Raw genomic sequence first — 23,034 nt, 5'->3', positions numbered from 1 at the left:
TTGAGGAATTAAAAGGAGCAAAGCGACTTTTTTCTACTTTGAACCTTTGTCACTTTGAACCTTTGCTCCTTTATTAAAATACAATTTTAATAACTCAGAAGCAGCTGCAAAAGATGAAATCTCATTGTTTTGTACTGCTTTTTTGTTTTCTTCTAAAAGCGAAATGATTTCTGGTTGGTTATAGAAGTTTTGTTTTAGCTGTTCGTTGATGGTTTCCATCATCCAGAAATGGTTTTGTTCATTTCTTTTTTCTTGGAAAAATCCCGTTTCTTTAGTCATTTCAAAATAATCTGAAATTGTATTCCAAACTTCAGAAATACCATCTTTTGTTATTGAACTACAAGTAGTCACTTTGGGTTGCCAGTTTGACTTTTTTGGAGGAAATAAATGCAAAGCGCGATTAAATTCTACTTTCGCCTGATTTGCCTTTTTCACGTTATCACCGTCAGCTTTGTTAATGACAATTGCATCTGCCATTTCCATAATGCCACGTTTAATCCCTTGAAGTTCATCGCCTGCGCCAGAAATCTTTAAAAGTAAAAAGAAATCGACCATGCTGTGAACGGCAGTTTCGCTTTGGCCAACACCGACTGTTTCGATAATAATGGTATCAAAACCTGCAGCTTCACACAAAATAATTGTTTCTCGGGTTTTTCGAGCTACACCACCCAAAGTTTCTCCAGAAGCACTTGGACGAATAAAAGCATTTTCATCTTTCACCAATTCTTCCATTCGGGTTTTATCACCCAAAATACTTCCATGAGAAAGTGAACTGCTTGGGTCAACTGCCAAAACCGCTACTTTTTTTCCTAATTGTGTTAAATGTTTTCCAAAAGCCTCAATAAAAGTACTTTTCCCAACGCCAGGAACTCCTGTAATTCCAATTCGAATTGATTTGTTGGCATGAGATAAACAACCTTGAATAACTTCGCCAGCTTTATCAAAATGGTCTGGATTGGTGCTTTCAATTAAAGTAATGGCGCGACTAAGGGAAGTTCGATTTCCGTCTAAAATGCCATCAATTAATTCTTGAGAAGTGGGCTGCTGCTTGCGTTTACTTTTAATTTGATTGATAGCCGAAATATTGGTGATTTCGGGAGGTGAAATTCCAGCTTTTTCAGATATGCTGCTAGTTTGTTTATTAGAATTTGACAAAACGCACTTTTTAGAAATGTAAAAGTACAGAAAACAAAAACAGTTTCAAAAAGTTAGTTTGCCACCAATTACACGAATTTCCGCTAATTTGTTATTCTCAAAAGGAGTAAAAAAAAGTTTGCCACGAATTCACGAATTTTCTTTTTAAAATCTTTGAGATTATTTTTTCGAATTAATTCGAATAATATTAGATAAAGATTTTAAAAAGAAAATTCGTGAATTCGTGGCAAAAAAACTTAAAATATTTTTAGTAGCCAGCAGTAAATCTAACTTGGTGATGTTTTGGAGTTTCTACTTCATCAGCAATAACAACTGCCAAATCTTCTACAGATAAAATACTTCTTTGTTCGTCATTGAAAACAGGATTTTCTAATCCTAAACGATATTTTCCAGTTCTTCCAGTTTTAGTTCCAGCATGCATTTCGAAAGCAGGACTGAAGAATGCCCAATCTAAATCTTTTTCTTCTTTAATGATATTTAAATAATGTCTCGCAGCATTGGCACCAGGGAAAATCTCTTTTGGAAAATCTGGAGTGTCAACTGCTTGTAAATCTGGAGCAACATATAAACTTCCAGCTCCACCGATTGTAATGAAACGTTTAACGCCTGATTTTTTAACCGCTTCTTGAATAGCTTTTGAACCTGCTAAAAAGTCATCATAAATATTAGGGTTAGTCCAACCCGGATTATAAGCATTGACAACAGCATCGTGACCTCTTAAAATTTCTGCTAAAGCGTCAACATTAAAAATATCTGCAGCAACCCATTTAGCATTTGCTGTATCTTTTGGAGTTCTTGCAATTGCAGTAATTTCGTGTTTTCTGTCTGCTAATTCGTTTAAAATTGCTGAGCCAACAAATCCTGTAGCTCCGATAAGTGCGATTTTCATAATATATAATTTTATTTAGTAATAAAAAATGTTACAGTTTTGGATAAAAAAATAGTTTTAAAATTGATTCGAAAAATCTTCCAATGAAATCCCTTCAAGCTGTGCGCTGACTTTCTGATTCATTTCACTATATAAATTCTCCAAATGCTGATTGATGTTTTTGCCAACAGGGCAATCAGGATTTGGCTGATTCTTTGCGAAACCTAAACCAATAGTTTCAAAGGTCATTTCGAATATTTGTTTTAAAGTCAGTTCAGCAGCGTTTACTGCCAATTTTGTACCGCCATTTTTTCCTTCTTTACTTTCTACAATATGATGTGCTTTTAGGTTGGCAATTTCTTTTCGAACCAAAACCGGATTTAGATTAATACTTCCCGCAATATATTCCGATGACATATAATCATTTGGGAATTTATGGAGCAAAGTAAGAATGTGAATCGTTATGGCAAATTTACCTGAAATCATACTGTAATAAAATATGTTACAAATTTACATCTTTTTGTAACTCAAAAAACAATTTTAACTAAAAATTAATTAAAGCAATTAAATTTACAAAATAAACTAATGGAAAAAGCACATCATTCATATTAAAGATGTGCTTTTTTCGTATTGACTATTTTGATTTTTGATTGATTCTTAGTGAAGAAAAATATACCCATGCTATAAAAAGAAGTTGCATTGGTATTCTGATCCATAAATACGATAAACCTTTGCCAGTATAATCGGCTGTTTGTAAATTGACATTGTGGATTGCGGCATAGATGTTAGCTGGAAGCAGTAAAATAAAAAATAAAATTAGCAGTTTTCCTGTAAGGACTTTGGTTTTCGGAAGTAGCAATCCAATTGCGGCAATTAATTCTATGACTCCTGTGATAAACACAATGGCATTTGCCCAAGGCAAAAAAGAGATCATCATTGCCATTCCTTTAGCAAAAACAAAATGTCCAATAGCAGTAAATACTAGCATAACTGCCATAGCGACTCTGCCAGCAAATGCTAATTCAAATCGTTTAGTTGTAAGCCAAATAATAAGTAGTATGGCGATAAAAACTCCAAAAAGCACGATTAAGGTTTCCATATCTTTTTTTTATTGTACAAAGTTGCACAGTAAAGAAACCTAAAACAATGAACCTGGGTTAATAAATACGTTTTCTGATTCGGCTTAAAGCTTGCGGAGTAATGCCAATGTAAGAGGCAAGATATTTTTGTGGAATTTTTTGTATTAGATGTGGCTGTTCTGTGAATAAATTGAGATATCGCTGCTCAGCAGAATCGTTTAGCAAAGACAGTTCTCTCTTTGATTTTTTAAGAAATAATCCTTCGCTTGCTAGTCGGCCAATGGTATTACCAATTTTAGTTTCGGCATAAATGTCCTGAAGGTCATTATAAGAAATGCGCCAAAGTATGGTGTCAGCAAGAGCTTCGATAGTATAGTTTACAGGTAATCTGGTAATAAATGAATCATATCCGCTTGTAAATTCGCCATCGAATACAAAAGTAAAAGTTAGATCTTTATTTTCAGAAGGAACATAATATCTAAGAATTCCTTTTTCTATAAAGGAAAGGTAATTTTCTATATGACCAGTTTGAAGTACTGCTGTTTTCTTTGAAAATTCCTGTCGAATGAGTTTTGACGAAAAGATGTTCCAATCTTCATCAGAAAGTTTAGCCATTAGTTCCAAATTATCCCTTATTTGCTGCATAGATTTTTAGAATTACATATTAAAAGTAACAAAAAACTCGAAGAGAGGAGATAATTTGTTCAGTGCATCAATTTATAATTTCCTATTTTTGTCTTGAAGCCATGATATGAACAACTTTATACTAATATTTCTCTTTCTTTCGCTGGGTTTAGTTTTGCAGCACGTAAAACAATTTCCTACTCATGTTTATAAGACGCTCAATAAAATTGTTATTTATTTCTGCCTTCCTGCGATTACTTTATATCATATTCCTAAAATAAAATGGAGCAGTGAATTGCTATTTCCGATAGGAGCAGGGTGGATTACTTATATTTTGGCGTTTATTTTTTTTCATTTTTTAGGAAGAAGAAATGGCTGGTCTAATAAATTGATTGGATGTCTGATTTTGACAGCAGGATTAAGCAATAGTTCTTTTCTTGGATATCCAATTATTGAAGCTTTGTTTGGAAAGAAAGGCTTGGAAACGGCCGTATTGGTAGATCAGCCCGGAACTTTTGTGGTGGTTTCAACACTTGGCGTTTTTACTGCCGCTTTTTATTCTAAAGGAAGTCCGAATGCATTAGGGATTATAAAAAAAATCATCACGTTTCCGCCATTTCTGATGTTTGTTTTGGCGTGTCTAATGAATATTTTCGATTATAATTTAAATGTAAACTTTCAATCTGTATTATTAAAAATAGGAAGTCTGGTAACGCCTTTAGCTTTGCTTTCTGTTGGTTTGCAATTGACTTTTGATAGAAAAAGCCAGCATTGGAAATTTTTACGACTTGGACTTTTCTTTAAACTGCTGTTGATTCCTTTTGTAATTTTTGTGTTGTATGTTTTTATTTTTAACCAGCATTCTGAAGTGATAAAAATTACGATCATGGAAACCGCCATGGCACCCATGATAACGGGAGCAATCTTAGCTTCAACATACGGATTAAAACCAAAATTAAGCAGTATGATGATCGGTTTCGGAATTCCTATTTCCTTTATTACACTCGCTTTCTGGTATTTTGTTCTTAGCTTTATTTAGGAGTAAAATACTAATTATATCGACAAAGTAGAATTTTAACTTTTTTTAAGAAATTCAATGTTTTCTATATGCTTTTTTTGGTTAATTTTAGATGAACTAAAAAAATGAAATTATGTCAACATTAAGATTAGGCGATATAGCTCCGGACTTTCACGCAGAAACCACACAAGGACCAATTAATTTTCACGAATGGCTAGGTGATTCGTGGGGTGTTTTGTTTTCGCATCCAGCAGATTTTACTCCTGTTTGTACAACTGAATTGGGAACTGTGGCGAACTATGTGCCAGAATTCAAAAAAAGAAATACTAAAGTTATTGCTCTGAGTGTAGACGGTTTAGATTCGCACAAAGAGTGGATTAAAGATATCAACGAAACTCAAAATACAGAAGTAAATTTTCCAATCATTGCAGATGAGGATAAAAAAGTAGCTAATTTATATGATATGCTTCATCCAAATGCAAGTGATAAATTTACAGTTCGTTCTGTTTTTGTTATCGGACCAGATAAAAAAATCAAATTAACGTTGACTTATCCAGCTTCAACAGGAAGAAATTTTGACGAATTGCTTCGTGTAATTGATAGTTTACAATTGACAGCAAATTATAGTGTTGCTACTCCAGCAAATTGGAAAGATGGAGAAGATGTGGTAATTGCACCTGCAATTCCAGACAGCGACATTCCAGCAAAATTCCCAAAAGGACATACACCAATTAAACCTTATTTGAGATTGACACCACAGCCGAATAAGTAATTTTTTAGGTGCAGAGGTTCAAAGGGACAAAGTTTAAAAGGCTGAGATTTTTCCAAATAGAAAAATCTCAGCCTTTTCTTTTTTGAGACGTTTGAGCCTATGCTCCTTTGAACCTTTATTCCTTTGAACCTCTGTCCCTTTGAATCTTTGCACCTTCAAAAGCCATCAAAGCATTCATTTTTTTCTTATCTCCAACAACCCACAAAATATCATTTTTCTCTAAGATTAAGCTCGATTCTGGATTTAGGATACGGTTTCCGTTTCGTTCAATTCCTACGACCATTCCGTCTGTTTTGGCTCTAAATTGTCCGATGCTTTTTTGAATAAACTCATCTTGAGAAACTTCAAGCTGGCGTAAAACAATATCGGTTTCTTCTACTTTTGTAGGTGGTTCGGTTTCGTTTTGAGTTAAGAATTTTGTGAATTCTGCAATTTGCGCGTCGGTTCCAATTACACAAATTTCGTCGCCAGGAAATAAACGTTCCGTTTTGGTAGGAATCGGAATTGTGACTTCACCACGTTTAATGTAGGCGATATTAATTCCTAATTGTTCGCGAATTTTGAGTTCCTGTAAAGTCTGTCCAACTAAATTAGATTCTTTTTTAATTTCGAAGAAAGACATGTGTCCGTCCCATGGCATCAAATTGGCATATCTTCTGTCAATCTTTTTGTTCTCACGATCGTTGAGGTTTTTCAAAAAGTGATTTTCAATTTTATGGTATTGCTCATTTAGCTTTTTAGGAAAAATTTGATAAGCTCCAATTGCAATTATTAGGGCTACGAAAGCCACTAAAGGAGAGAAGAAAATATTCAATAAGAATCCGACAAAGAATAAACCAAGACTCATTCTTATTAAGATAAGCATTAAAAGTGCGCCACGGTATTTGCGTTCTTCCCATAGTGCTTCAACTTCATCTACTTTTACACGACGAAGCGAAAGAGCCCATAAAAAAGGTGCAATTACAACTAGAGTCAGTAAAGCTGCTAACGTGTTTCCGAATCTTGTGTTGGCAACTAATGGCGCTACAAATTTTGATGACAATAATATAATGGCCGTAATAATGATGGTGTGAAGAATTATTTGTGTAATCGAAGAACGAAGAACAATCTGCCAAGTACTGACAGATTTAATTGCTTGTGCATTCACACTGTAGCGGTTAATATTTTTAACCCATCTTTTAGGCATTTTTGATTCTAAAAAGAAAGCAAAACGCTCTGAATATTTAATTAAAAATGGAGTTGTAAATGTAGTAATTGCAGATACTGCCACAATAATTGGATATAAGAAATCACTCGTAACTTTTAGAGACATTCCAAGAGTGGCAATAATAAACGAGAACTCACCAATTTGTGCTAAACTCATTCCGGTTTGAACAGATTGTTTTAACGGCTGTCCAGAAATTAATGCTCCGATAGAAGAACTAAATGCTTTTCCGAATATGGTCAATAAAGTAATTATAGCAACAGGAAGTGCATAATTTATCAGTGTTACAGGGTTAATTAGCATTCCAACCGATACAAAGAAGACGGCGCCAAAAAAATCTTTTACAGGCTGTATTAAATGTTCGATTTTTTCTGCCATCGTAGTTTCAGCAATAATAGAACCCATGATGAAAGCACCTAAAGCCGGTGAAAAACCAACATTTGAAGCAAAAATTACCATCATTAAACATAATGCCAATGAGATAATCAATAGCATTTCATCTGTTAAGAGATGTTTCGCTTTTTTGAAAATAGTTGGAATAATAAAAATTCCTCCTAAAAACCAAATGATTAAAAAGAAAATAAGTTTTAAAACAGATTGTAATAATGCGGTGCCTGAAACCTGATCGCTTACTGCTATAGTCGATAATAAAACCAGCATCAAAATGGCAACAATATCTTCAACGATTAAAGCTCCGAAAACAATTCCGACGAACTTTTTTCCTTTTACTCCCAATTCATCAAAAGCTCTGATGATAATTGTTGTGGACGAAATAGAAAGCGTTGCTCCCAAGAAAATACTATCCATTTTTCCCCAACCCATCCATTGTCCGACTGCGTAACCAATTACGGTCATAAACAAAATCTGGGTTATGGCGGTGACAGACGAAGTTCCTCCAACCTTCATTAGTTTCTTAAAGCTGAATTCGAGTCCTAAACTAAAAAGTAAAAATATAACCCCAATTTCTGCCCAGACTTCGACACTTTTCATGTCGGTTATAGATGGGAAAAAATCAAAATGGTTTCCAGCTAAAAATCCTGCGATCAGGTAGCCCAAAACCAAAGGCTGTTTCATTTTTCTAAATAATAGAACGGCGATTCCGGCAGTCATTAGGATTAATCCTAAATCACTAATTAGAGGTTGTAAATGGTGTGTACTTTCAGCAGCGGCGCTTAATGCAATCATATAAAAATGTCGTATTTTTTTAAGTGGCTGATCCAGCTTTTTATTTCAAATGAAATTCATTGACTCTTATTAAAATAAAGTAGTCTACTCTGGATTTGCCTTTGGATTTAATAAAAAAAAGCTATCTCGATAAAGATAGCTTTTTTTGGTAAAATATTTGGTGTTTTTCTTAAATTCCTGTGTAATTACTAGGAGTTATAGCCAATAATTCTGCTCTAACGGCATCAGAAACTTCTAGAGTTGCAATGAAATTATGAATTGCATTTTTGTCAATTGCTTCATTAGTTCTTGTTAATCCTTTTAAAGCTTCGTAAGGGTTTGGATATGCTTCACGACGTAAAATAGTTTGGATTGCTTCAGCAACCACAGCCCAGTTTTTCTCTAAATCTTCAGCAAATTTGCTTTCGTTTAAAAGTAATTTGTTTAAACCTTTTAAAGTAGCTTCAAAAGCTATAACTGTATGTCCAAAAGGAACACCAACATTACGTAAAACAGTACTGTCAGTTAAATCGCGCTGTAATCTTGAGATTGGTAATTTTGCAGAAAGATGCTCAAAAATAGCATTTGCAATTCCTAAGTTTCCTTCAGAGTTTTCAAAATCAATTGGGTTTACTTTGTGCGGCATTGCAGACGAACCAATTTCTCCAGCTTTGATTTTTTGTTTGAAATAATCCATTGAAACGTACGTCCAGATGTCACGATCTAAATCGATGATAATCGTATTTATTCTTTTTAAAGCATCAAAGAAAGCTGCAAAATGATCGTAATGCTCAATTTGAGTTGTTGGAAAAGAATGTTTTAAACCAAGATCCGTCTCAACAAATTTATTTCCGAATTGTTTCCAGTCAATTTGCGGGTATGCTACGTGATGCGCATTGAAATTTCCTGTTGCTCCTCCAAATTTAGCCGCAAACGGAATATTGAATAACAAACGCATTTGCTCTTCTAAACGTTCTACGAAAACTAAAATCTCTTTTCCTAAACGAGTAGGAGAAGCAGGCTGTCCGTGTGTACGTGCCAGCATTGGAATATCTTTCCACTCAACGCTTAATTCTTTTAATTTTGCAATTACAGCAATTAAAGTTGGCATATAAACTTGCTCAAACGCTTCTTTTGTAGAAAGCGGAATTGCAGTGTTATTAATATCTTGAGACGTTAATCCGAAGTGAATGAACTCTTTGTATTGAGATAAACCTAATTTCTCAAAAGCATCTTTAATAAAATATTCAACCGCTTTTACGTCGTGGTTGGTCACTTTTTCTGTTTCTTTAATCCAAAGAGCATCTTCAGTTGAGAAGTTTTTGTAAATGTTTCTCAAACTTTCAAATAAACTAGAATCAATACCTTGCAATTGTGGCAATGGAATTTGGCATAAAGCAATGAAGTATTCCACTTCAACCAAAACGCGGTATTTTATTAAAGCTTCTTCAGAGAAGAAAGGTGCTAAATTTTGAGTTTTATTTCTATATCTTCCGTCAATTGGCGATATAGCATTCAATTCGTTTAGAGTAGTCATTGTGATGTTGTTTTTTCGAAAGGTGCAAATATAAGCTATTGTTAAAACTTCTGAAAGCTATATTGATGCTTAAATTATGGTTTTGAAAATTTTATCCCAAATTGTAAAGTAAAAACCGTAATTGTGAGATTCATTTTTATGATGATCATTATGAAATTTCGTAGTAGAAATCCATTTTGTAAAGTAATTGCTGTACCAGAAAGACGAAAATATGTCTTTTTTTAAATGTCCGAATATTCCATAAGACAGATTTAGAATGAGATAAATAATGATGCTCAGATAATTAAACTTCAAAATCGTAATTAAAAACAGCCAAATAAATCCAAAACCCAGAGTTTCTATCGGATGAAGGACATACAAACTGTAAACGTTGGTTTCTACATGCGTGTGATGCAGTTTATGAATTGGGTAAAGCCATTTTAAATGATGAACCAGAAAATGAAAAACGAACATGAAAAGATCCATTAAAAGAATCAATAAAAGCGTATCAAAAATGATAAGTTTAATAGAAGCTGAAAAATCTATTTTTAGAATTCCATAGCGATACAATTCAAAACCAATTAAAGTGATGAATGTGTTGCAAAGTAGCGTAGAAAGTACCCATTTCCGATCTTTATGCTTTAAAAAAGTGTTTTCTGGTTCCAATATTTTTCCAATTAAAACAGATAAAATAACTAACAATGAGTTTTCTATTAAAAAGAAAACAAAGAGCCAGAATAGATTAAACGGAAATAATTGCTGTAACCAACTTTCGAAAATCATATTGTTTTTTCTAAGTTTAGTAATTTTTCTCTTAAATCGGCAACTCCTTCAGAAGCAAATTTGGCAATCGTTTCGACTTTATTTCTAAGATTCGGAATCGAAATAGGTTTTGGATCAATATAGAAAACTGGAGTTGTATTTGGAGTATAAGAAATTAATCCAGCGGCAGGATAAACTTGCAGAGAAGTACCAATTACAGCAAAATAATCTGCGGTTTCGGTAATGTCAATGGCTTCCTCGAGTGCAGGAACTTCTTCACCAAACCAAACAATATGCGGACGCAATTGATGTCCGTTTGCATCTAAATCTCCTGTATACAAATCTTCAGTCCAGTCTAAAATCAGGTTTTTATTTTGAGTGCTTCGTACTTTTAGCAACTCGCCATGCAAATGCAAAACGTTTGTGCTTCCTGCACGTTCATGAAGATCGTCAACATTTTGCGTGATAATTTGCACGTCGAAGTCTTTTTCTAATTCAGCCAAAATTGTGTGACCAAGATTCGGATTTACTTCTTTTAACTGTTGGCGTCTTTTGTTATAAAAATCTAGAACCAATTCCTGATTTTTATGCCAGCCTTCTGGAGTTGCAACTTCCATTACATCATATCCTTCCCATAAACCATCGCTGTCGCGAAAAGTTTTTATGCCGCTTTCAGCACTGATTCCTGCTCCTGTTAAAACAACAAGTTTCTTTTTCATTCTTAGTTTTATTAAAAGATAAAAATAGTGATTTCTTTATTCAAATGTTTAGTAAATGGTAAGGAGAAGCTATACTTTTTTAGATAAAAGAATGGGGGTTTATACGCTTTGTCTCTCTTTCTGAATTATTTAATTTTAATGTCAGGTTTGGTAAAAGTGATTCAAAATGATTTTAATTCAATTTACAGGGCTTTCTGGTTCAGGAAAAACGACTTTGGCACAAAATGTCAGGCATCTGCTGCTTCAAAATAATTACGAAGCAGAAATAGTAGATGGCGATGTTTATCGGCAGACAATCTCTAAAGATTTGGGATTTTCTAAAGAAGACCGCTGCGAAAATGTACGACGTCTTTTTAACGTTGGCCGAAGCTTGATTGAAGAAAATAAAATTGTTCTGATGTCGGTTATAAATCCCTATGAAAATGTTAGAAATGAATTGAGAGCTTTTGAATTTGTAAAAACTGTATTTCTAGATTGTTCCATTGATAATTTGATAGAAAGAGATCCGAAAGGATTATACAAAAGAGCTTTGTTACCAGACCATGATCAAAATAAAATTAGAAGTTTTACCGGTATAAGTGATGTTTTTGAAATTCCAGAAAAAGCAGATTTAATATTAAAAACAGATTCAGAAACTGTTTCGGTTTCTGCCAATAAACTATACAATTTTATAATTAGCAATTTAAAATTTTAAGGCTTATGAACCCTTCTTCCTGTCAGCTTCCGATTTCTTTTTCGATAGAAAAACTGCAAAACGATTTACAGACTTGCGAGACTAATTTATGGACACCGCATTTTAATACTTATCGGTATGAAGGAAAATGGACGAGCGTTTCTTTAAGATCACAATCTGGTTTAGAAAATGATATTTTATCTTTTCCTGATAAAGAATATAAAAATACGTCTTTGCTTGACAGTTGTCCATATTTTAAAGAAATAATGGATTGGTTTGAGTGCGAAAAGGAAGCTGTGAGATTGTTAAGACTCGATCCTGATAGCGAGATAAAAGAGCACGTTGATAATGATACTTCATATGAAGATGGTTTTTTTAGAATTCACGTTCCTATTGTTACCAATTCTGAAGTTTATTTTTATGTAGATAAGAAATTAGTTCCAATGAAAATGGGGGAGTGCTGGTATGCCAATTTTCAATTGCCACATAGTGTTGAGAATAAAAGTTCAGAACCTAGAATTCATTTGACTTTGGATTGCATCAGAAATGATTGGTCGGATGAATTGTTTTCTAAAATGGGTTTTGATGTGAATTTTGTACCCAAAACACAGCATTCAGATGAGGTAAAACGACAGATTATTGCAGAGCTTTCAAGAAATCCATCAGAAACGAATGCTAAAATTATCGCTGAACTTCAATCACAAATGAACTCATAAAAATGGAAAATATGCAACATATTATTTCTAATTGGCTTCCAATTAAATTGATTGAAAGCGAGAATGAAGTCTATTTTGAGTGGCTTTATTTGTCAGATATCCCTTTTGCAGAACCTTTTTTTGAAGAAACAATTGCGATATGCAGTAGCCATAGCTATAACTTAAAACGGTTTAAATTAATAAGCACAGCAGAAAATCTAATTGATTGGTCTAAAGAACTCGATTTTGTAGAATTAAAAGGCTTGGTTTTTCATGTGTCAAGATGCGGATCTACGATGTTGAGTCAGTCTTTGGCAATGTCGTCTGAAAATATTATAGTGTCTGAAGCTCCTATTATAGATGAGATTTTAAGAAGTAACTTTTTTGATTTACATACCAAAACGGTTTTGCTCGAATCGGTTATCAGATTGCTTGGACAGAAGAGATTTCCAGAGCAAAAGAATCTTATTGTGAAATTGGATGCGTGGAGCATTTTTAAGGCTTCTTATCTTAGGTCGGTTTTTCCAGAAATTCCTTTTGCTTTATTGTATCGAAATCCAGGAGAGGTTTTAAGATCACACCAAAAGATGGCAGGAATGCATATGGTGCCAAATTTAATTCCGTCGAGTGTTTTTGGGATTACTTCTAAAGAGATTCAAGAGATAAGTTTCCAGCAATATCAAGCTTTAGTTTTAGAAAAATATTTTCAAGGTTTTTTAGATTTTTATGAAGCTGATAGCAATATAATTATGCTTAATTATAATGACGGAATGAAAAATGTAATAGAACGATTTATATGTTTTATTGATGTCGATTTTTCTGAAAATGAAATAAATCTAATGTTGGAACGTCTTAAAAAACATTCTAAAAATGAAAATGTTGCTTTCGTCGGAGATTCTTATAAAGATGATATTTTGTCTGTTAATTTGGATGAAGTTAATCTGCTTCACGAAAAGCTTAATGCCAATTTCATTGAAGATTTAGCACGTTGAAAATTTGGATGGATTCTTCTTTCTCTTTAATTTATGTATTTTTGCGCCAAACATAAATAAAATGATTGATTTAGATTATCTCGCATTCTTAGAAAACATATTAACTGATAATAGAAAAGCTAATTTTTTAAAAGTACTAGAAAATAGAACAAAACATTTTACAGTTGCAGTAGAAGATGTTTATCAGATGCATAATACAAGTGCGGTAATGCGAAGCTGTGAAGTTTTCGGAATTCAGGAATTAAATGTAATTGAGCAGCGTTTTGGAAAAAGAATCGATAAAGAAATCGCTTTAGGCGCTCAAAAATGGGTTGACATCAATCGATTTGATTCGGTTTCAGGATGCCTTTCTGATCTGAAAAGTAAAGGATATCAAATTATTGCGACAACACCGCACGAAAAAGATTGCATGTTGGAAGATTTTGATATTACAAAACCAAGCGCTTTATTCTTTGGAACAGAAAAAGAAGGTTTATCAAAAGAAATTATGGACAATGCCGATGGTTTCTTAAAAATACCAATGGTAGGTTTTACAGAAAGTTTGAATATTTCAGTTTCTGCTGCAATTATTATTCAAAGTTTGACTAATAGGCTTCGTAGATCAGATATTGATTGGAAATTATCTGAAGAAGAAATTTTAGTTAAACGTTTATTATGGGCAAAAAACTCGATAAAAGATATAAAACGAATTGAAGAGCGTTATTATCAAGATAATCCAAGATAAATTTTTTAAGGTTCTAAGATACTAAGATTCTGAGATGCTAAGTTTTTTTCTTAGAACCTTAGAATCTTAGTCCCTCAGAACCTTTTCTTTACTTTTTCAGAAAAAGAACAAAACCTAAAAGACTAACAATTAGAATCGACAAAGCAGCTAAAACTGTTGCCAGATCGCGAATATTTTTTCCAGCCCAATCCATAAATAAAAATTTATGAAGAATGGCAAAAGAATAGCCTTCAATCCGATCTGAATTATTGACAACTGCTGCCAATCTTGATGTTGAGGTTTCAATAAAATAAGTTGTTTTTTCTGGCGTATCATAGGCCAATTTTACAACCGGAAGTCTCTTGTTGACAAAACCGTATTCTCTGCTATCAAAATCGGTTAAAACTTTTGATTCAAGCAATTTTATATTTTCGAATGAAAGTTGGGAATCATCTTCAGAAGTGTCGATCATTTCGCAACAAGAAGCTTTTGGAGCTCCGTCAGTAAAATAATAAGCTAAAAACTCAGCATATTCCAAATCGAGATTTGGTGCAACTTTATTTGTTGTTGCATTAATGTAAACCACTTCAGATTTTGAATCTTCTTTTTTATTCCATTTCGAATCTGATTTTGGTATTTTGAACCTTTTTGTTTCTTTTTCAAGTAAGTGACATCTGTAATAAATAGTGTCATTCAATGTAATTAAACTGATGTTTTGAAAACGATTCCAATCTAAAATAAGATTATTGTTTGCACTAGGAATTTCTTTGGTCACAAAAGTTGGTTCGTAAACCATTTGCGATAACGTGTAAGGCGCCCATTTTGTAGTCGCATGATACGCACCGCTAAAAGCAAAAGTCAAAGTGAAAAGCGAAACCCAGATTCCAATTTGACGATGGTATTTTCTCAATCCTTTTTTTGGCGTTAAACTATCTGTTTTTTTGAATTGTTTCCAAAGCAAACCATAGATTAGAATACCGCTCAAGGCAGAAAACCCAATAATTGACAGTAAGAAAATCATTGTAATGATTCGGATGCTATTATTGCTTATGGCATCTATAAAAGACCAGTTATGAAATGTGTCGAAAAACCAGATAAAAGCTTGTCGAGAAATTGGGTTATAAGTCGCCAATTTACTAGATGAGGTTTCTACATACACCTGCATGCCATCTGGGCGATTAAAACTTAATTTGTAAACAGGCAAATAACGATTTACATATTTGTATTGCGAAGTAAATTCGGTTACAACTTCGCTGTGTTTTACAGGACTTTTTTGGTCATCTAAGAAATAACGAGACAGCCATTCAGCGTATTTTTGATCTCCGTTTTCTAGTTTTTTAGCAGTCGAAACATCGTAATACCAAAGTTCGCCAAGAATAGTTTTTAACTGATAATATGTTGAATTATTAAAAGTGACAATTCTAAAATTTTTGAATTGCGATATTTCATTTTTCAGCAAAACTTCCTGAATAGAATAATGCAATTGGCTTTTATCGATAGTGGCTTGTTCGATTTTGTCATGAGCAATTTCAGGTTTGAAAAAGTGCGCCATAAATGGATGCATCAAACCAGAAAATGTCCAGAAAATTACCGGAACAATTGTAATCAATCCAATAACACGATGCCATTTGTACATGTTTTGTTTGACTTTTTTGATGAATTTGGAATCTTTTTTCAAAGATTTTTTATTGGTTTCTTTATTCATAGTTAAATTTTTTTTGCCACAGATTTAAAAGATTAGAAAAGATTATTTAATCTGTGTTAATCATTTTAATCAGTGGCTAAATATTATTTTTTTAATGAAAAATTATATTGAATTCCGAATACAAATGTCCTTGGCGCAGCAGCAGTATAGGTTGGTTGTGCATTGGCAACATTGGTTCTGGTAACATTGTAAGCGTACAATTTGTCAGTAAGATTTAGCACATTTCCATAAACCTCAATTTTTTTCCATTGATAACCAATTCTGGCATTGAAAATATTGTAGCCGTCATATTTTACCGTATTGATTTGATCTTGATAATAACTGCCTACAAGTTGCCATTCTAAAGACGTTCTTAGATTTGGAAGCCAATTAGGATAATAAGTAACTTCTGAATTTCCTGACCATTTTGGAGCAGACGGCATTTCTTTACCGTTTAAATCCTGAATAGGATCTGATGGTTTGTCTGAAAGCTTGAAATCAATATAAGTATGTTGTGCATAAGTTCCGCCAAGACGAATATTGAATTGTTTTGATGGTTTATATGAAGCTCCAAACTCGATTCCTTTATGACGTGTTTCTCCAGCTGAACGATAATCTGTAGAATTATCTGGAAGCTTGATATTTAATAATTCATTTTTACCTTCCATATAATAAAAAGCATAATCAAGGTTTAGCTTATTTTCGAAGAAAGAAAGCCATCCGCCAACTTCATAATTATCGAAATCTGCTGGTTGCAGGTTATAATAAAATTCGGCAGGAACGCCTGATGTGCCGCCAGTTCCTGGCTTAGCTCTAAAAATTGAAGTAATTCCCGGAGGCGCAAAACCTTGAGAATAATTGCCATAAAAACCGGCAAATTCTACAGGATTGTAATTAGCTCCAGCCTTAAAAGTAAATTTGTCATATACTTTGCTTCCTGTAGAAAGATCAATTGCATTATCATAATTCACTTTCATATTGTCATAACGCCCGCCAACAGTAACAATTAATTTCTCAATCGGATTAAAACTAATTTGTGCATAACCAGCAGTGTTAAAAATATCGGCTGTATAATCTGAAAGCTTAGAATCTGGATGTTCTGCAATGATTTCATACGAATCTACCGTTTGTTTTCCTGGCTGTCCTGGATTCAAATTGGCTTTTAAATCAATTACATACGACCAATAAGTCACAGGAGAATAATCGTACAAAGCTCCAGCCACAAGTTTCGTGTTTAAAAAATCAAATTTTTGAGTATGTTGTCCAATTGCACCATAACTTTTAAAGTTGTTTGAATTTACTTCACCTTTAGCCGTTGTAGGATTTACAGTTGGACTCCATTTGATTCCGTATGACGGATTTTGCCCTAATTTATTGTCACGCAAATAAGCGGTAATATAACTGCTAGAATTGCTATTCCAGTCGTGTTCTAATGTTAAACGAGTTCGCAAAGCATCAGATTTTCTATAGGTAAAATCAGAAGTGCTCTTGTAAGTTCTGTTGTTGAAAGCTTCTTCATTGACAGTTCCGCTCATGTCGGAATAATATTTTCCGTACATCGTATTGCTGATCAGTCGGGTAGAAGGAGAAATGTTGTAATCAATTCTCGCATTCAGATTATCTTTATTGTAATCAGAATAGGTCATCCAGCCATTTTCTTGTAAACTTGAAATTCCTGCAATATGAAAGCCAACTTTTCCAATTCTGGCGCCACCTGCGGCCTGAAATCTTCTGTAGCCATAATTGTCAGCTTGAATTCCGAATTTAAACTCAGGATCAACAGGAGGTTTAATCGAAATTAAATTGATAGTTCCGCCGACAGCTTCTGGTCCGTATAAAGAAGAAACAGGACCCTTTACAACTTCAATACTTTGCAGATTGTATTGATTTATTTCCAATAACGCATTGTGGTTGAAAATTCCCATTGGACGAATTGGCAATCCGTCTTCTAAATACAGATAATAGGCATTTGTGGTCATAGGCTGACGAATAGACATCATGTGCTGTTCGTTTCCTAGATTTACCATTAAGACTCCGGGAGTTTTATTTATGATTTCGTAAACTGCTGTAGCCTTGGTTTCATTGATAGTTTTTGCTGTCAATTTACTGATCGCAACTGGAGTTTCTTTTCTCAAAGTTGCTGTACGATTTGCCGTTACAAAAACATTTTCAAGTTCTTGCTTTGTTGTGTCTTGCTCGGTTTTGTTTTGTGCAAAGACACATTGCCCTATGATTAATAGGGTAAAGTATATTTTTTTCATTTTGAATTATATAAATTAAAGCTGTAAGCTATAGGCTTTAGGCCATAAGCAAACTGCAAGTCTTAGAATTCTGACTTTTTAAAATTTATATAAAAGAGGATGGAGGGTGAAAAATTGAATTTGCGATTGCAATAGGCTTTTTATCAAATGAAGCAAAAATTTTTGCTTTTGATTCGATAAGTGCCGTTAATTTGAAATTGTTTAAGATTGAAGTCTGAATGTAAACCACTTCTGCTTTTTCTTTCAGATTGTTTTGCATTCTTTTTTCGTTGTCTGCGTATTTTTTTAAGCTTTTTTGAAGTTCACAACGACCATTACAGCTATTGAAAACCAATTTGCGTTGTACACAGATTGTTTTAGAAATTTCTTCCTGATTTAATTTGAATGAGGTATAAACAAAGAAACTGCCAAAAGAAGGGACTAATAGCATGCAAGAAAGAAATATGACGAAAAGTCGTTTCAAAATAGGTTTCGTTGTTTTCGAGAGCAAAAATACATTTTAAATTTATTTACAAGAACGATTTTTGTCATTTAATACAAAAAAAAAGGGCAACTGGAGGCATTAGAAAAGAAAAACCCGACAGATTTTTGAAATCTGTCGGGTCTACTTATGTTTGCTATTTGAAATAGAAATTATTAGTTAATCAAAATCCAAGTTCCTTCAGCAATTAAAGCTTCAGCTTTTTTGTACTTCATTGTTTCTGTTTTACCAGTAGCAACTTCTTGAACTACAACAGTATCATTTCTGTTGATTTTTGGCATATCTCTAACGATAGTTTCAGTAACTTGGCGTTGTTGAGTTTCTCCAGCCTCACGGTTGATGCTTTCGCTGTTTGGAATTTCGTCTTTACTTAATTGTAAATTTTCTTTTTGACGAACTTCTCTTGCTTCGTGAATTTCAGGAACGTTTTGAGCTGGTAAATCACCTTTGAATAAGAATGAAATAACTTCTTTGTTAACGTTGTCTAACATTCCTCTAAACAAATTGAAAGCTTCTAATTTGTAAATAAGCAATGGATCTTTTTGTTCGTGAACAGCCAATTGAACCGATTGTTTCAATTCGTCCATTTTACGCAGGTGTTTTTTCCAAGCTTCATCAACAATTGATAGCGTGATGTTTTTCTCAAAATCAGCGATTAATTGAGCACCTTCGCTTTCGTAAGCTTTTTTCAAGTCAGTTACAACATTCAAAGTTTTGATTCCGTCTGTAAATGGAACTACAATTCTTTCGAAATGATTGTTTGGCTCTTCGTAAACTCCTTTGATAATTGGGAAAGCTTCTCTTGCGCTTCTTTCAGTTTTTTCTGTGTAGAATGCTAAAGCTTCTTTATATACTTTTCCAGTAACTTCGATATCATTTAATTTTGTGAAATCAGCTTCAGAAATTGGAGATGTGATTCCGAAATAACGAATTAAATCAAATTCAAATCCTTTGAAATCGTTAGTTACTTTATTGTTGCTTACGATTAATTCGCAAGTATCATAAAGCATATTAGCAATATCCAGTTTCAAACGCTCTCCGAACAATGCGTGGCGACGACGTTTGTAAACTACTTCACGCTGCGAGTTCATTACGTCATCATATTCTAATAAACGTTTACGAACACCAAAGTTGTTTTCTTCTACTTTTTTCTGAGCACGTTCGATAGATTTAGTCATCATAGAATGCTGAATAACTTCACCTTCTTTCAATCCCATTCTGTCCATTACTTTCGCAACTCTTTCAGAACCGAATAAACGCATTAAGTTATCTTCAAGAGAAACATAGAATTGAGAACTTCCTGGATCTCCTTGACGACCAGAACGACCACGTAACTGTCTGTCTACACGACGAGAATCATGACGTTCTGTACCAACGATTGCTAAACCTCCAGCAGCTTTTACTTCTGGCGATAATTTAATATCGGTACCACGACCTGCCATGTTTGTTGCAATGGTTACAACTCCAGCTTTACCAGCTTCTTCAACGATTTGCGCTTCTTGCTTGTGCATTTTAGCATTCAATACGTTGTGTGTGATTCCTCTCATTTTAAGCATACGGCTTAATAATTCTGAAATCTCTACAGAAGTTGTTCCAATCAATACTGGTCTTCCAGCTTGTGATAATTCTGTTACATCTTCGATTACAGCGTTGAATTTCTCACGTGTTGTTTTGTAGATATAATCTTCTTTGTCAATTCTCGCGATTCCACGGTTTGTCGGAATTTCAACAACATCCAATTTATAGATTTGCCATAACTCTCCTGCTTCTGTAACAGCTGTACCAGTCATACCAGCCAGTTTGTTGTACATTCTGAAATAGTTCTGTAAAGTAACAGTTGCAAAAGTTTGAGTTGCAGCTTCAATTTTTACGTTTTCTTTTGCTTCAATCGCTTGGTGAAGACCGTCAGAATAACGACGTCCGTCCATGATACGACCTGTTTGCTCATCGACAATCATAATTTTGTTGTCCATGATAACATACTCTACGTCTTTTTCGAATAAAGCGTAAGCTTTTAAAAGTTGAGTAAGAGTGTGGATACGCTCGCTTTTTACGCCAAAATCTTGGAATAATCTTTCTTTGGCTTCAGCTTCTGCGTCTTTGTCTAATTTTTGTTTTTCAATCGCAGCGATTTCTGTTCCAATGTCTGGTAAAACGAAGAAATCTGAATCTGTATCTCCAGAAAGGTATTTAATACCATTATCTGTTAATTCTACTTGATTGTTTTTCTCTTCAATCACAAAATACAAAGCTTCGTCAACTTTATGCATTTCGCGATTGTTATCTTGCATGTATTGATTTTCAGTTTTTTGAAGTAATTGTTTAATTCCTTCTTCACTTAAAAATTTAATTAATGCTTTATTTTTAGGTAAAGATCTGTAAGCTCTCAATAATTGGAAACCTCCGTCTTTAGTATTACCTTCTTTGATTAATTTTTTAGCTTCAGCTAAGAAACCATTCGCTAACTGACGTTGTTGTGCAACTAAGTTTTCGATTTTTGGTTTCAATTCGTTGAATTCATGACGATCTCCTTGAGGAACTGGTCCCGAAATGATAAGCGGCGTTCTAGCATCATCAATTAATACAGAGTCAACCTCGTCGACAATTGCAAAATTGTGTTTTCTCTGAACAAGATCGCTAGGAGAGTGCGCCATGTTATCTCTTAAGTAGTCAAAACCAAACTCATTGTTAGTTCCGTAAGTGATATCGGCGTCGTATGCTTTCTTTCTTTGTTCTGTACTTGGCTGGTGATTGTCGATACAGTCAACAGATAAACCGTGGAATTCGAATAAAGGAGCTTTCCACGTGCTATCACGTTTTGCTAAGTAGTCATTCACTGTTACTAAGTGAACTCCGTTTCCTGTCAAAGCGTTTAAGTAAAGTGGAAGAGTAGCTACCAAAGTTTTACCTTCCCCTGTTTGCATTTCGGCAACTTTACCTTCGTGTAATACCATACCACCAATTAACTGAACATCGTAGTGAATCATGTCCCAAGTGATGTCTTTTCCAGCAGCATTCCATTTGTTTGCCCAGATCGCTTTTTCGCCATCTATAGTAATGTATGATTTTGTTGCTGAGAATTCGCGATCTTTTGGAGTTGCAGTAACTTCAATATGAGAGTTTTCCTTAAAACGACGAGCCGTTTCTTTTACTACAGAAAACGCTTCTGGAAGAATTTCCAATAAAGTTTTTTCAGAGATTTCATAAGCCTCTTTTTCAAGAGCATCTATTGCATCATAAATGTCTTCTCTTTTATCGATGTCTTCGATGTTTTCTACTTCTGCTTTAAGCGAAGCAATTTTAGCATCTTTATCAGCTCTAGCTTCTTTTATTCTGTCTTTAAAATAAACGGTTCTTCCTCTTAATTCGTCGTTTGATAGACTCATTAAAGGAGCTTCGAATGTTTTAATTTTGTTTAAGTAAGGTTGTAAAGCTTTGACATCTTTCTGCGACTTATCGCCGACAAAGACTTTAATAATACTGTTTATGAAACTCATGATTTATTGTATTTCTTTATTATATATATGTATTTGAACCAAAAAAAAAGTCTCTATGATGAGAGACTTTTTCCTTTGGTTTATTTTTTAATATTCATCCTCATTCCAAAGATAATCTTCGTCTGTTGGATAATCAGGCCAAATTTCTTCCATTGATTCATATATCTCACCTTCGTCTTCGATTGATTGAAGGTTTTCTACTACTTCTAATGGAGCACCTGCTCTGATAGCGTAGTCTATAAGTTCATCTTTGTTAGCAGGCCATGGCGCATCACTTAAATAAGATGCTAATTCTAATGTCCAATACATCTGTTATCTGTTTAGTTTGTGCAAAAATAAATTTTTTACTGAAAAAGACAAGTAAATTTTGATTTATTTTAATAAAATTTAAGAACGTCCTTGTTAGTATTCAGTTTTCAGTGCCAGTTTTCAGTTTTAAAGCTGAAATTTGCTACTAATTACTGTGTTTTTTAGTGTTCAGTTTTTGTATGAGTTTGCAGTATAAAAAACTGAAAACTGCGACTGATTATTTTCTCGGTATCCATTTCACTTCCTCCGCTTTTAAGTCTGAGGACAACTTTCGTGCCAAGACAAAAAGGTAGTCAGAAAGTCGGTTTAAGTACGTAATTGCTATTTCAGGAACGTGTTCATTATGACTTAAATGTACTGCTAAACGTTCTGCACGACGACAAATACAGCGCGCTATATGACAATGTGACACGGTTGGGTGACCACCTGGTAAAACAAAATGAGTCATTGGCGGAAGGCTTTCATCCATTTTATCTATTTCGTTTTCCAGTAATTCGATATCTGAGTCAATTATACCAAGATTTTCTAAGCGAAGTTTTCCGTTTTTCAAAACTTCTTTTTCTTGTGGAGTTGCCAAAATGGCACCAACGGTAAAGAGACGGTCTTGAATTTCGATTAAAATAGTTTTATAATGCGAATCCATTTCCTGATCACGAATCAATCCGATATAAGAATTCAATTCGTCAACGGTTCCATAACTGTCAATGCGGATATGGTCTTTAGGTACGCGAGTCCCTCCAAAAAGAGCCGTTGTGCCTTTGTCGCCTGTTTTGGTATATACTTTCATTTTTTTTAAGATGCTAAGGTTCTGAGATACTAAGATTCTAAGTTTTCTCTTTTTGCGATTAAACGATTAGC

The 23,034-nt window shown here is 33.9% G+C and carries 21 protein-coding genes; 6 read left to right on the top strand and 15 right to left on the bottom strand.

What is annotated here, in order from left to right:
- Positions 1-33: 33 nt before the first annotated feature.
- The 5 genes from meaB to JI750_RS20805 form a co-directional block, all read right to left on the bottom strand.
- Positions 34-1,155, bottom strand: coding sequence for a methylmalonyl Co-A mutase-associated GTPase MeaB (gene meaB / locus JI750_RS20825; protein WP_202006339.1), 1,122 nt, complete (start codon positions 1,153-1,155; stop codon positions 34-36).
- Between the two features lie 247 nt (positions 1,156-1,402).
- Positions 1,403-2,044, bottom strand: coding sequence for an NAD(P)-dependent oxidoreductase (locus tag JI750_RS20820; protein ID WP_202006338.1), 642 nt, complete (start codon positions 2,042-2,044; stop codon positions 1,403-1,405).
- 57 nt (positions 2,045-2,101) lie between these two features.
- A complete protein-coding gene (locus JI750_RS20815) occupies positions 2,102-2,509 on the bottom strand; it encodes an RrF2 family transcriptional regulator (protein WP_202006337.1) in 408 nt (135 codons plus the stop codon).
- A 148-nt stretch (positions 2,510-2,657) separates the two neighbouring features.
- Positions 2,658-3,122 (bottom strand): DoxX family protein, encoded by a 465-nt coding sequence (locus JI750_RS20810; RefSeq protein ID WP_202006336.1) that lies wholly within the window; start codon positions 3,120-3,122, stop codon positions 2,658-2,660.
- Positions 3,123-3,180: 58 nt separating this feature from the next.
- The gene (locus JI750_RS20805) at positions 3,181-3,747 is read right to left on the bottom strand and encodes a Crp/Fnr family transcriptional regulator (RefSeq protein WP_202006335.1); all 567 of its coding nucleotides are present in this window, start codon (positions 3,745-3,747) and stop codon (positions 3,181-3,183) included.
- A gap of 106 nt (positions 3,748-3,853) precedes the next feature.
- On the opposite strand from JI750_RS20805, the gene JI750_RS20800 reads away from it, so the two are divergent.
- Both JI750_RS20800 and JI750_RS20795 read left to right on the top strand, forming a co-directional pair.
- Entirely contained in the window at positions 3,854-4,765 is a 912-nt protein-coding gene (locus JI750_RS20800) for an AEC family transporter (protein ID WP_202006334.1), read from the top strand.
- Positions 4,766-4,877: 112 nt separating this feature from the next.
- Positions 4,878-5,516, top strand: a complete 639-nt coding sequence (locus tag JI750_RS20795) for a peroxiredoxin (protein WP_111363956.1) — start codon at positions 4,878-4,880, stop codon at positions 5,514-5,516.
- A 115-nt stretch (positions 5,517-5,631) separates the two neighbouring features.
- Here the strand turns inward: JI750_RS20795 and JI750_RS20790 are convergent, their stop codons facing one another.
- The 4 genes from JI750_RS20790 to JI750_RS20775 form a co-directional block, all read right to left on the bottom strand.
- Positions 5,632-7,905, bottom strand: a complete 2,274-nt coding sequence (locus tag JI750_RS20790; protein WP_202006333.1) for a cation:proton antiporter domain-containing protein — start codon at positions 7,903-7,905, stop codon at positions 5,632-5,634.
- Positions 7,906-8,074: 169 nt separating this feature from the next.
- Positions 8,075-9,421 carry an adenylosuccinate lyase gene (gene purB / locus JI750_RS20785; protein ID WP_066033777.1) on the bottom strand — a complete coding sequence of 449 codons (1,347 nt, stop codon included), beginning with the start codon at positions 9,419-9,421 and terminating at the stop codon, positions 8,075-8,077.
- A 69-nt stretch (positions 9,422-9,490) separates the two neighbouring features.
- On the bottom strand, positions 9,491-10,183 hold the full coding sequence (locus JI750_RS20780; RefSeq protein ID WP_202006332.1) for a sterol desaturase family protein: 693 nt from the start codon (positions 10,181-10,183) through the stop codon (positions 9,491-9,493).
- Complete coding sequence (locus JI750_RS20775) at positions 10,180-10,881, bottom strand: SIR2 family NAD-dependent protein deacylase (protein WP_202006331.1); 702 nt, start codon at positions 10,879-10,881, stop codon at positions 10,180-10,182. Before JI750_RS20775 ends, JI750_RS20780 begins: the two co-directional genes overlap by 4 nt.
- 166 nt (positions 10,882-11,047) lie before the next feature.
- Here JI750_RS20775 and cysC point away from each other — a divergent pair, with 166 nt between their 5' ends.
- From cysC to JI750_RS20755, 4 genes are all read left to right on the top strand, one after another.
- On the top strand, positions 11,048-11,575 hold the full coding sequence (gene cysC / locus JI750_RS20770; protein ID WP_202006330.1) for an adenylyl-sulfate kinase: 528 nt from the start codon (positions 11,048-11,050) through the stop codon (positions 11,573-11,575).
- Between the two features lie 5 nt (positions 11,576-11,580).
- Positions 11,581-12,270 (top strand): aspartyl/asparaginyl beta-hydroxylase domain-containing protein, encoded by a 690-nt coding sequence (locus JI750_RS20765; protein ID WP_202006329.1) that lies wholly within the window; start codon positions 11,581-11,583, stop codon positions 12,268-12,270.
- Between the two features lie 2 nt (positions 12,271-12,272).
- The gene (locus JI750_RS20760) at positions 12,273-13,241 is read left to right on the top strand and encodes a sulfotransferase family protein (protein WP_202006328.1); all 969 of its coding nucleotides are present in this window, start codon (positions 12,273-12,275) and stop codon (positions 13,239-13,241) included.
- A 61-nt stretch (positions 13,242-13,302) separates the two neighbouring features.
- On the top strand, positions 13,303-13,965 hold the full coding sequence (locus JI750_RS20755; RefSeq protein ID WP_202006327.1) for a TrmH family RNA methyltransferase: 663 nt from the start codon (positions 13,303-13,305) through the stop codon (positions 13,963-13,965).
- Between the two features lie 88 nt (positions 13,966-14,053).
- Here the strand turns inward: JI750_RS20755 and JI750_RS20750 are convergent, their stop codons facing one another.
- The 6 genes from JI750_RS20750 to JI750_RS20725 all read right to left on the bottom strand — a co-directional run bounded on the left by JI750_RS20750 (position 14,054) and on the right by JI750_RS20725 (position 22,963).
- On the bottom strand, positions 14,054-15,649 hold the full coding sequence (locus JI750_RS20750) for a PepSY-associated TM helix domain-containing protein (protein ID WP_202006326.1): 1,596 nt from the start codon (positions 15,647-15,649) through the stop codon (positions 14,054-14,056).
- 83 nt (positions 15,650-15,732) lie between these two features.
- A complete protein-coding gene (locus JI750_RS20745; RefSeq protein WP_202006325.1) occupies positions 15,733-17,889 on the bottom strand; it encodes a TonB-dependent receptor in 2,157 nt (718 codons plus the stop codon).
- Positions 17,890-17,974: 85 nt separating this feature from the next.
- The gene (locus JI750_RS20740; protein ID WP_202006324.1) at positions 17,975-18,319 is read right to left on the bottom strand and encodes a hypothetical protein; all 345 of its coding nucleotides are present in this window, start codon (positions 18,317-18,319) and stop codon (positions 17,975-17,977) included.
- Between the two features lie 206 nt (positions 18,320-18,525).
- Entirely contained in the window at positions 18,526-21,867 is a 3,342-nt protein-coding gene (secA, locus tag JI750_RS20735; RefSeq protein WP_202006323.1) for a preprotein translocase subunit SecA, read from the bottom strand.
- Positions 21,868-21,954: 87 nt separating this feature from the next.
- Positions 21,955-22,176: a DUF2795 domain-containing protein gene (locus JI750_RS20730; RefSeq protein ID WP_007138072.1), complete on the bottom strand. Its 222-nt coding sequence runs from the start codon at positions 22,174-22,176 to the stop codon at positions 21,955-21,957.
- Between the two features lie 217 nt (positions 22,177-22,393).
- Positions 22,394-22,963 carry a cob(I)yrinic acid a,c-diamide adenosyltransferase gene (locus JI750_RS20725; RefSeq protein WP_095931074.1) on the bottom strand — a complete coding sequence of 190 codons (570 nt, stop codon included), beginning with the start codon at positions 22,961-22,963 and terminating at the stop codon, positions 22,394-22,396.
- Positions 22,964-23,034: the final 71 nt, after the last annotated feature.

Source organism: Flavobacterium tagetis (assembly GCF_016735615.1).
Taxonomy (GTDB): Bacteria; Bacteroidota; Bacteroidia; order Flavobacteriales; family Flavobacteriaceae; genus Flavobacterium; species Flavobacterium tagetis.
The sequence above is the reverse complement of the archived record's forward strand: the minus strand, read 5'-3'. Positions and strand labels throughout refer to the sequence as shown.

What these genes read in the sequence shown, in the direction of transcription:
- JI750_RS20820 (WP_202006338.1), bottom strand. Translation starts at nt 2,044, where the DNA reads ATGAAAATCGCACTTATCGGAGCTACAGGATTTGTTGGCTCAGCAATT.
- JI750_RS20815 (WP_202006337.1), bottom strand. Translation starts at nt 2,509, where the DNA reads ATGATTTCAGGTAAATTTGCCATAACGATTCACATTCTTACTTTGCTC.
- JI750_RS20810 (WP_202006336.1), bottom strand. Translation starts at nt 3,122, where the DNA reads ATGGAAACCTTAATCGTGCTTTTTGGAGTTTTTATCGCCATACTACTT.
- JI750_RS20805 (WP_202006335.1), bottom strand. Translation starts at nt 3,747, where the DNA reads ATGCAGCAAATAAGGGATAATTTGGAACTAATGGCTAAACTTTCTGAT.
- JI750_RS20800 (WP_202006334.1), top strand. Translation starts at nt 3,854, where the DNA reads ATGAACAACTTTATACTAATATTTCTCTTTCTTTCGCTGGGTTTAGTT.
- JI750_RS20795 (WP_111363956.1), top strand. Translation starts at nt 4,878, where the DNA reads ATGTCAACATTAAGATTAGGCGATATAGCTCCGGACTTTCACGCAGAA.
- JI750_RS20790 (WP_202006333.1), bottom strand. Translation starts at nt 7,905, where the DNA reads ATGATTGCATTAAGCGCCGCTGCTGAAAGTACACACCATTTACAACCT.
- purB (WP_066033777.1), bottom strand. Translation starts at nt 9,421, where the DNA reads ATGACTACTCTAAACGAATTGAATGCTATATCGCCAATTGACGGAAGA.
- JI750_RS20780 (WP_202006332.1), bottom strand. Translation starts at nt 10,183, where the DNA reads ATGATTTTCGAAAGTTGGTTACAGCAATTATTTCCGTTTAATCTATTC.
- JI750_RS20775 (WP_202006331.1), bottom strand. Translation starts at nt 10,881, where the DNA reads ATGAAAAAGAAACTTGTTGTTTTAACAGGAGCAGGAATCAGTGCTGAA.
- cysC (WP_202006330.1), top strand. Translation starts at nt 11,048, where the DNA reads ATGATTTTAATTCAATTTACAGGGCTTTCTGGTTCAGGAAAAACGACT.
- JI750_RS20765 (WP_202006329.1), top strand. Translation starts at nt 11,581, where the DNA reads ATGAACCCTTCTTCCTGTCAGCTTCCGATTTCTTTTTCGATAGAAAAA.
- JI750_RS20760 (WP_202006328.1), top strand. Translation starts at nt 12,273, where the DNA reads ATGGAAAATATGCAACATATTATTTCTAATTGGCTTCCAATTAAATTG.
- JI750_RS20755 (WP_202006327.1), top strand. Translation starts at nt 13,303, where the DNA reads ATGATTGATTTAGATTATCTCGCATTCTTAGAAAACATATTAACTGAT.
- JI750_RS20750 (WP_202006326.1), bottom strand. Translation starts at nt 15,649, where the DNA reads ATGAATAAAGAAACCAATAAAAAATCTTTGAAAAAAGATTCCAAATTC.
- JI750_RS20745 (WP_202006325.1), bottom strand. Translation starts at nt 17,889, where the DNA reads ATGAAAAAAATATACTTTACCCTATTAATCATAGGGCAATGTGTCTTT.
- JI750_RS20740 (WP_202006324.1), bottom strand. Translation starts at nt 18,319, where the DNA reads ATGCTATTAGTCCCTTCTTTTGGCAGTTTCTTTGTTTATACCTCATTC.
- secA (WP_202006323.1), bottom strand. Translation starts at nt 21,867, where the DNA reads ATGAGTTTCATAAACAGTATTATTAAAGTCTTTGTCGGCGATAAGTCG.
- JI750_RS20730 (WP_007138072.1), bottom strand. Translation starts at nt 22,176, where the DNA reads ATGTATTGGACATTAGAATTAGCATCTTATTTAAGTGATGCGCCATGG.
- JI750_RS20725 (WP_095931074.1), bottom strand. Translation starts at nt 22,963, where the DNA reads ATGAAAGTATATACCAAAACAGGCGACAAAGGCACAACGGCTCTTTTT.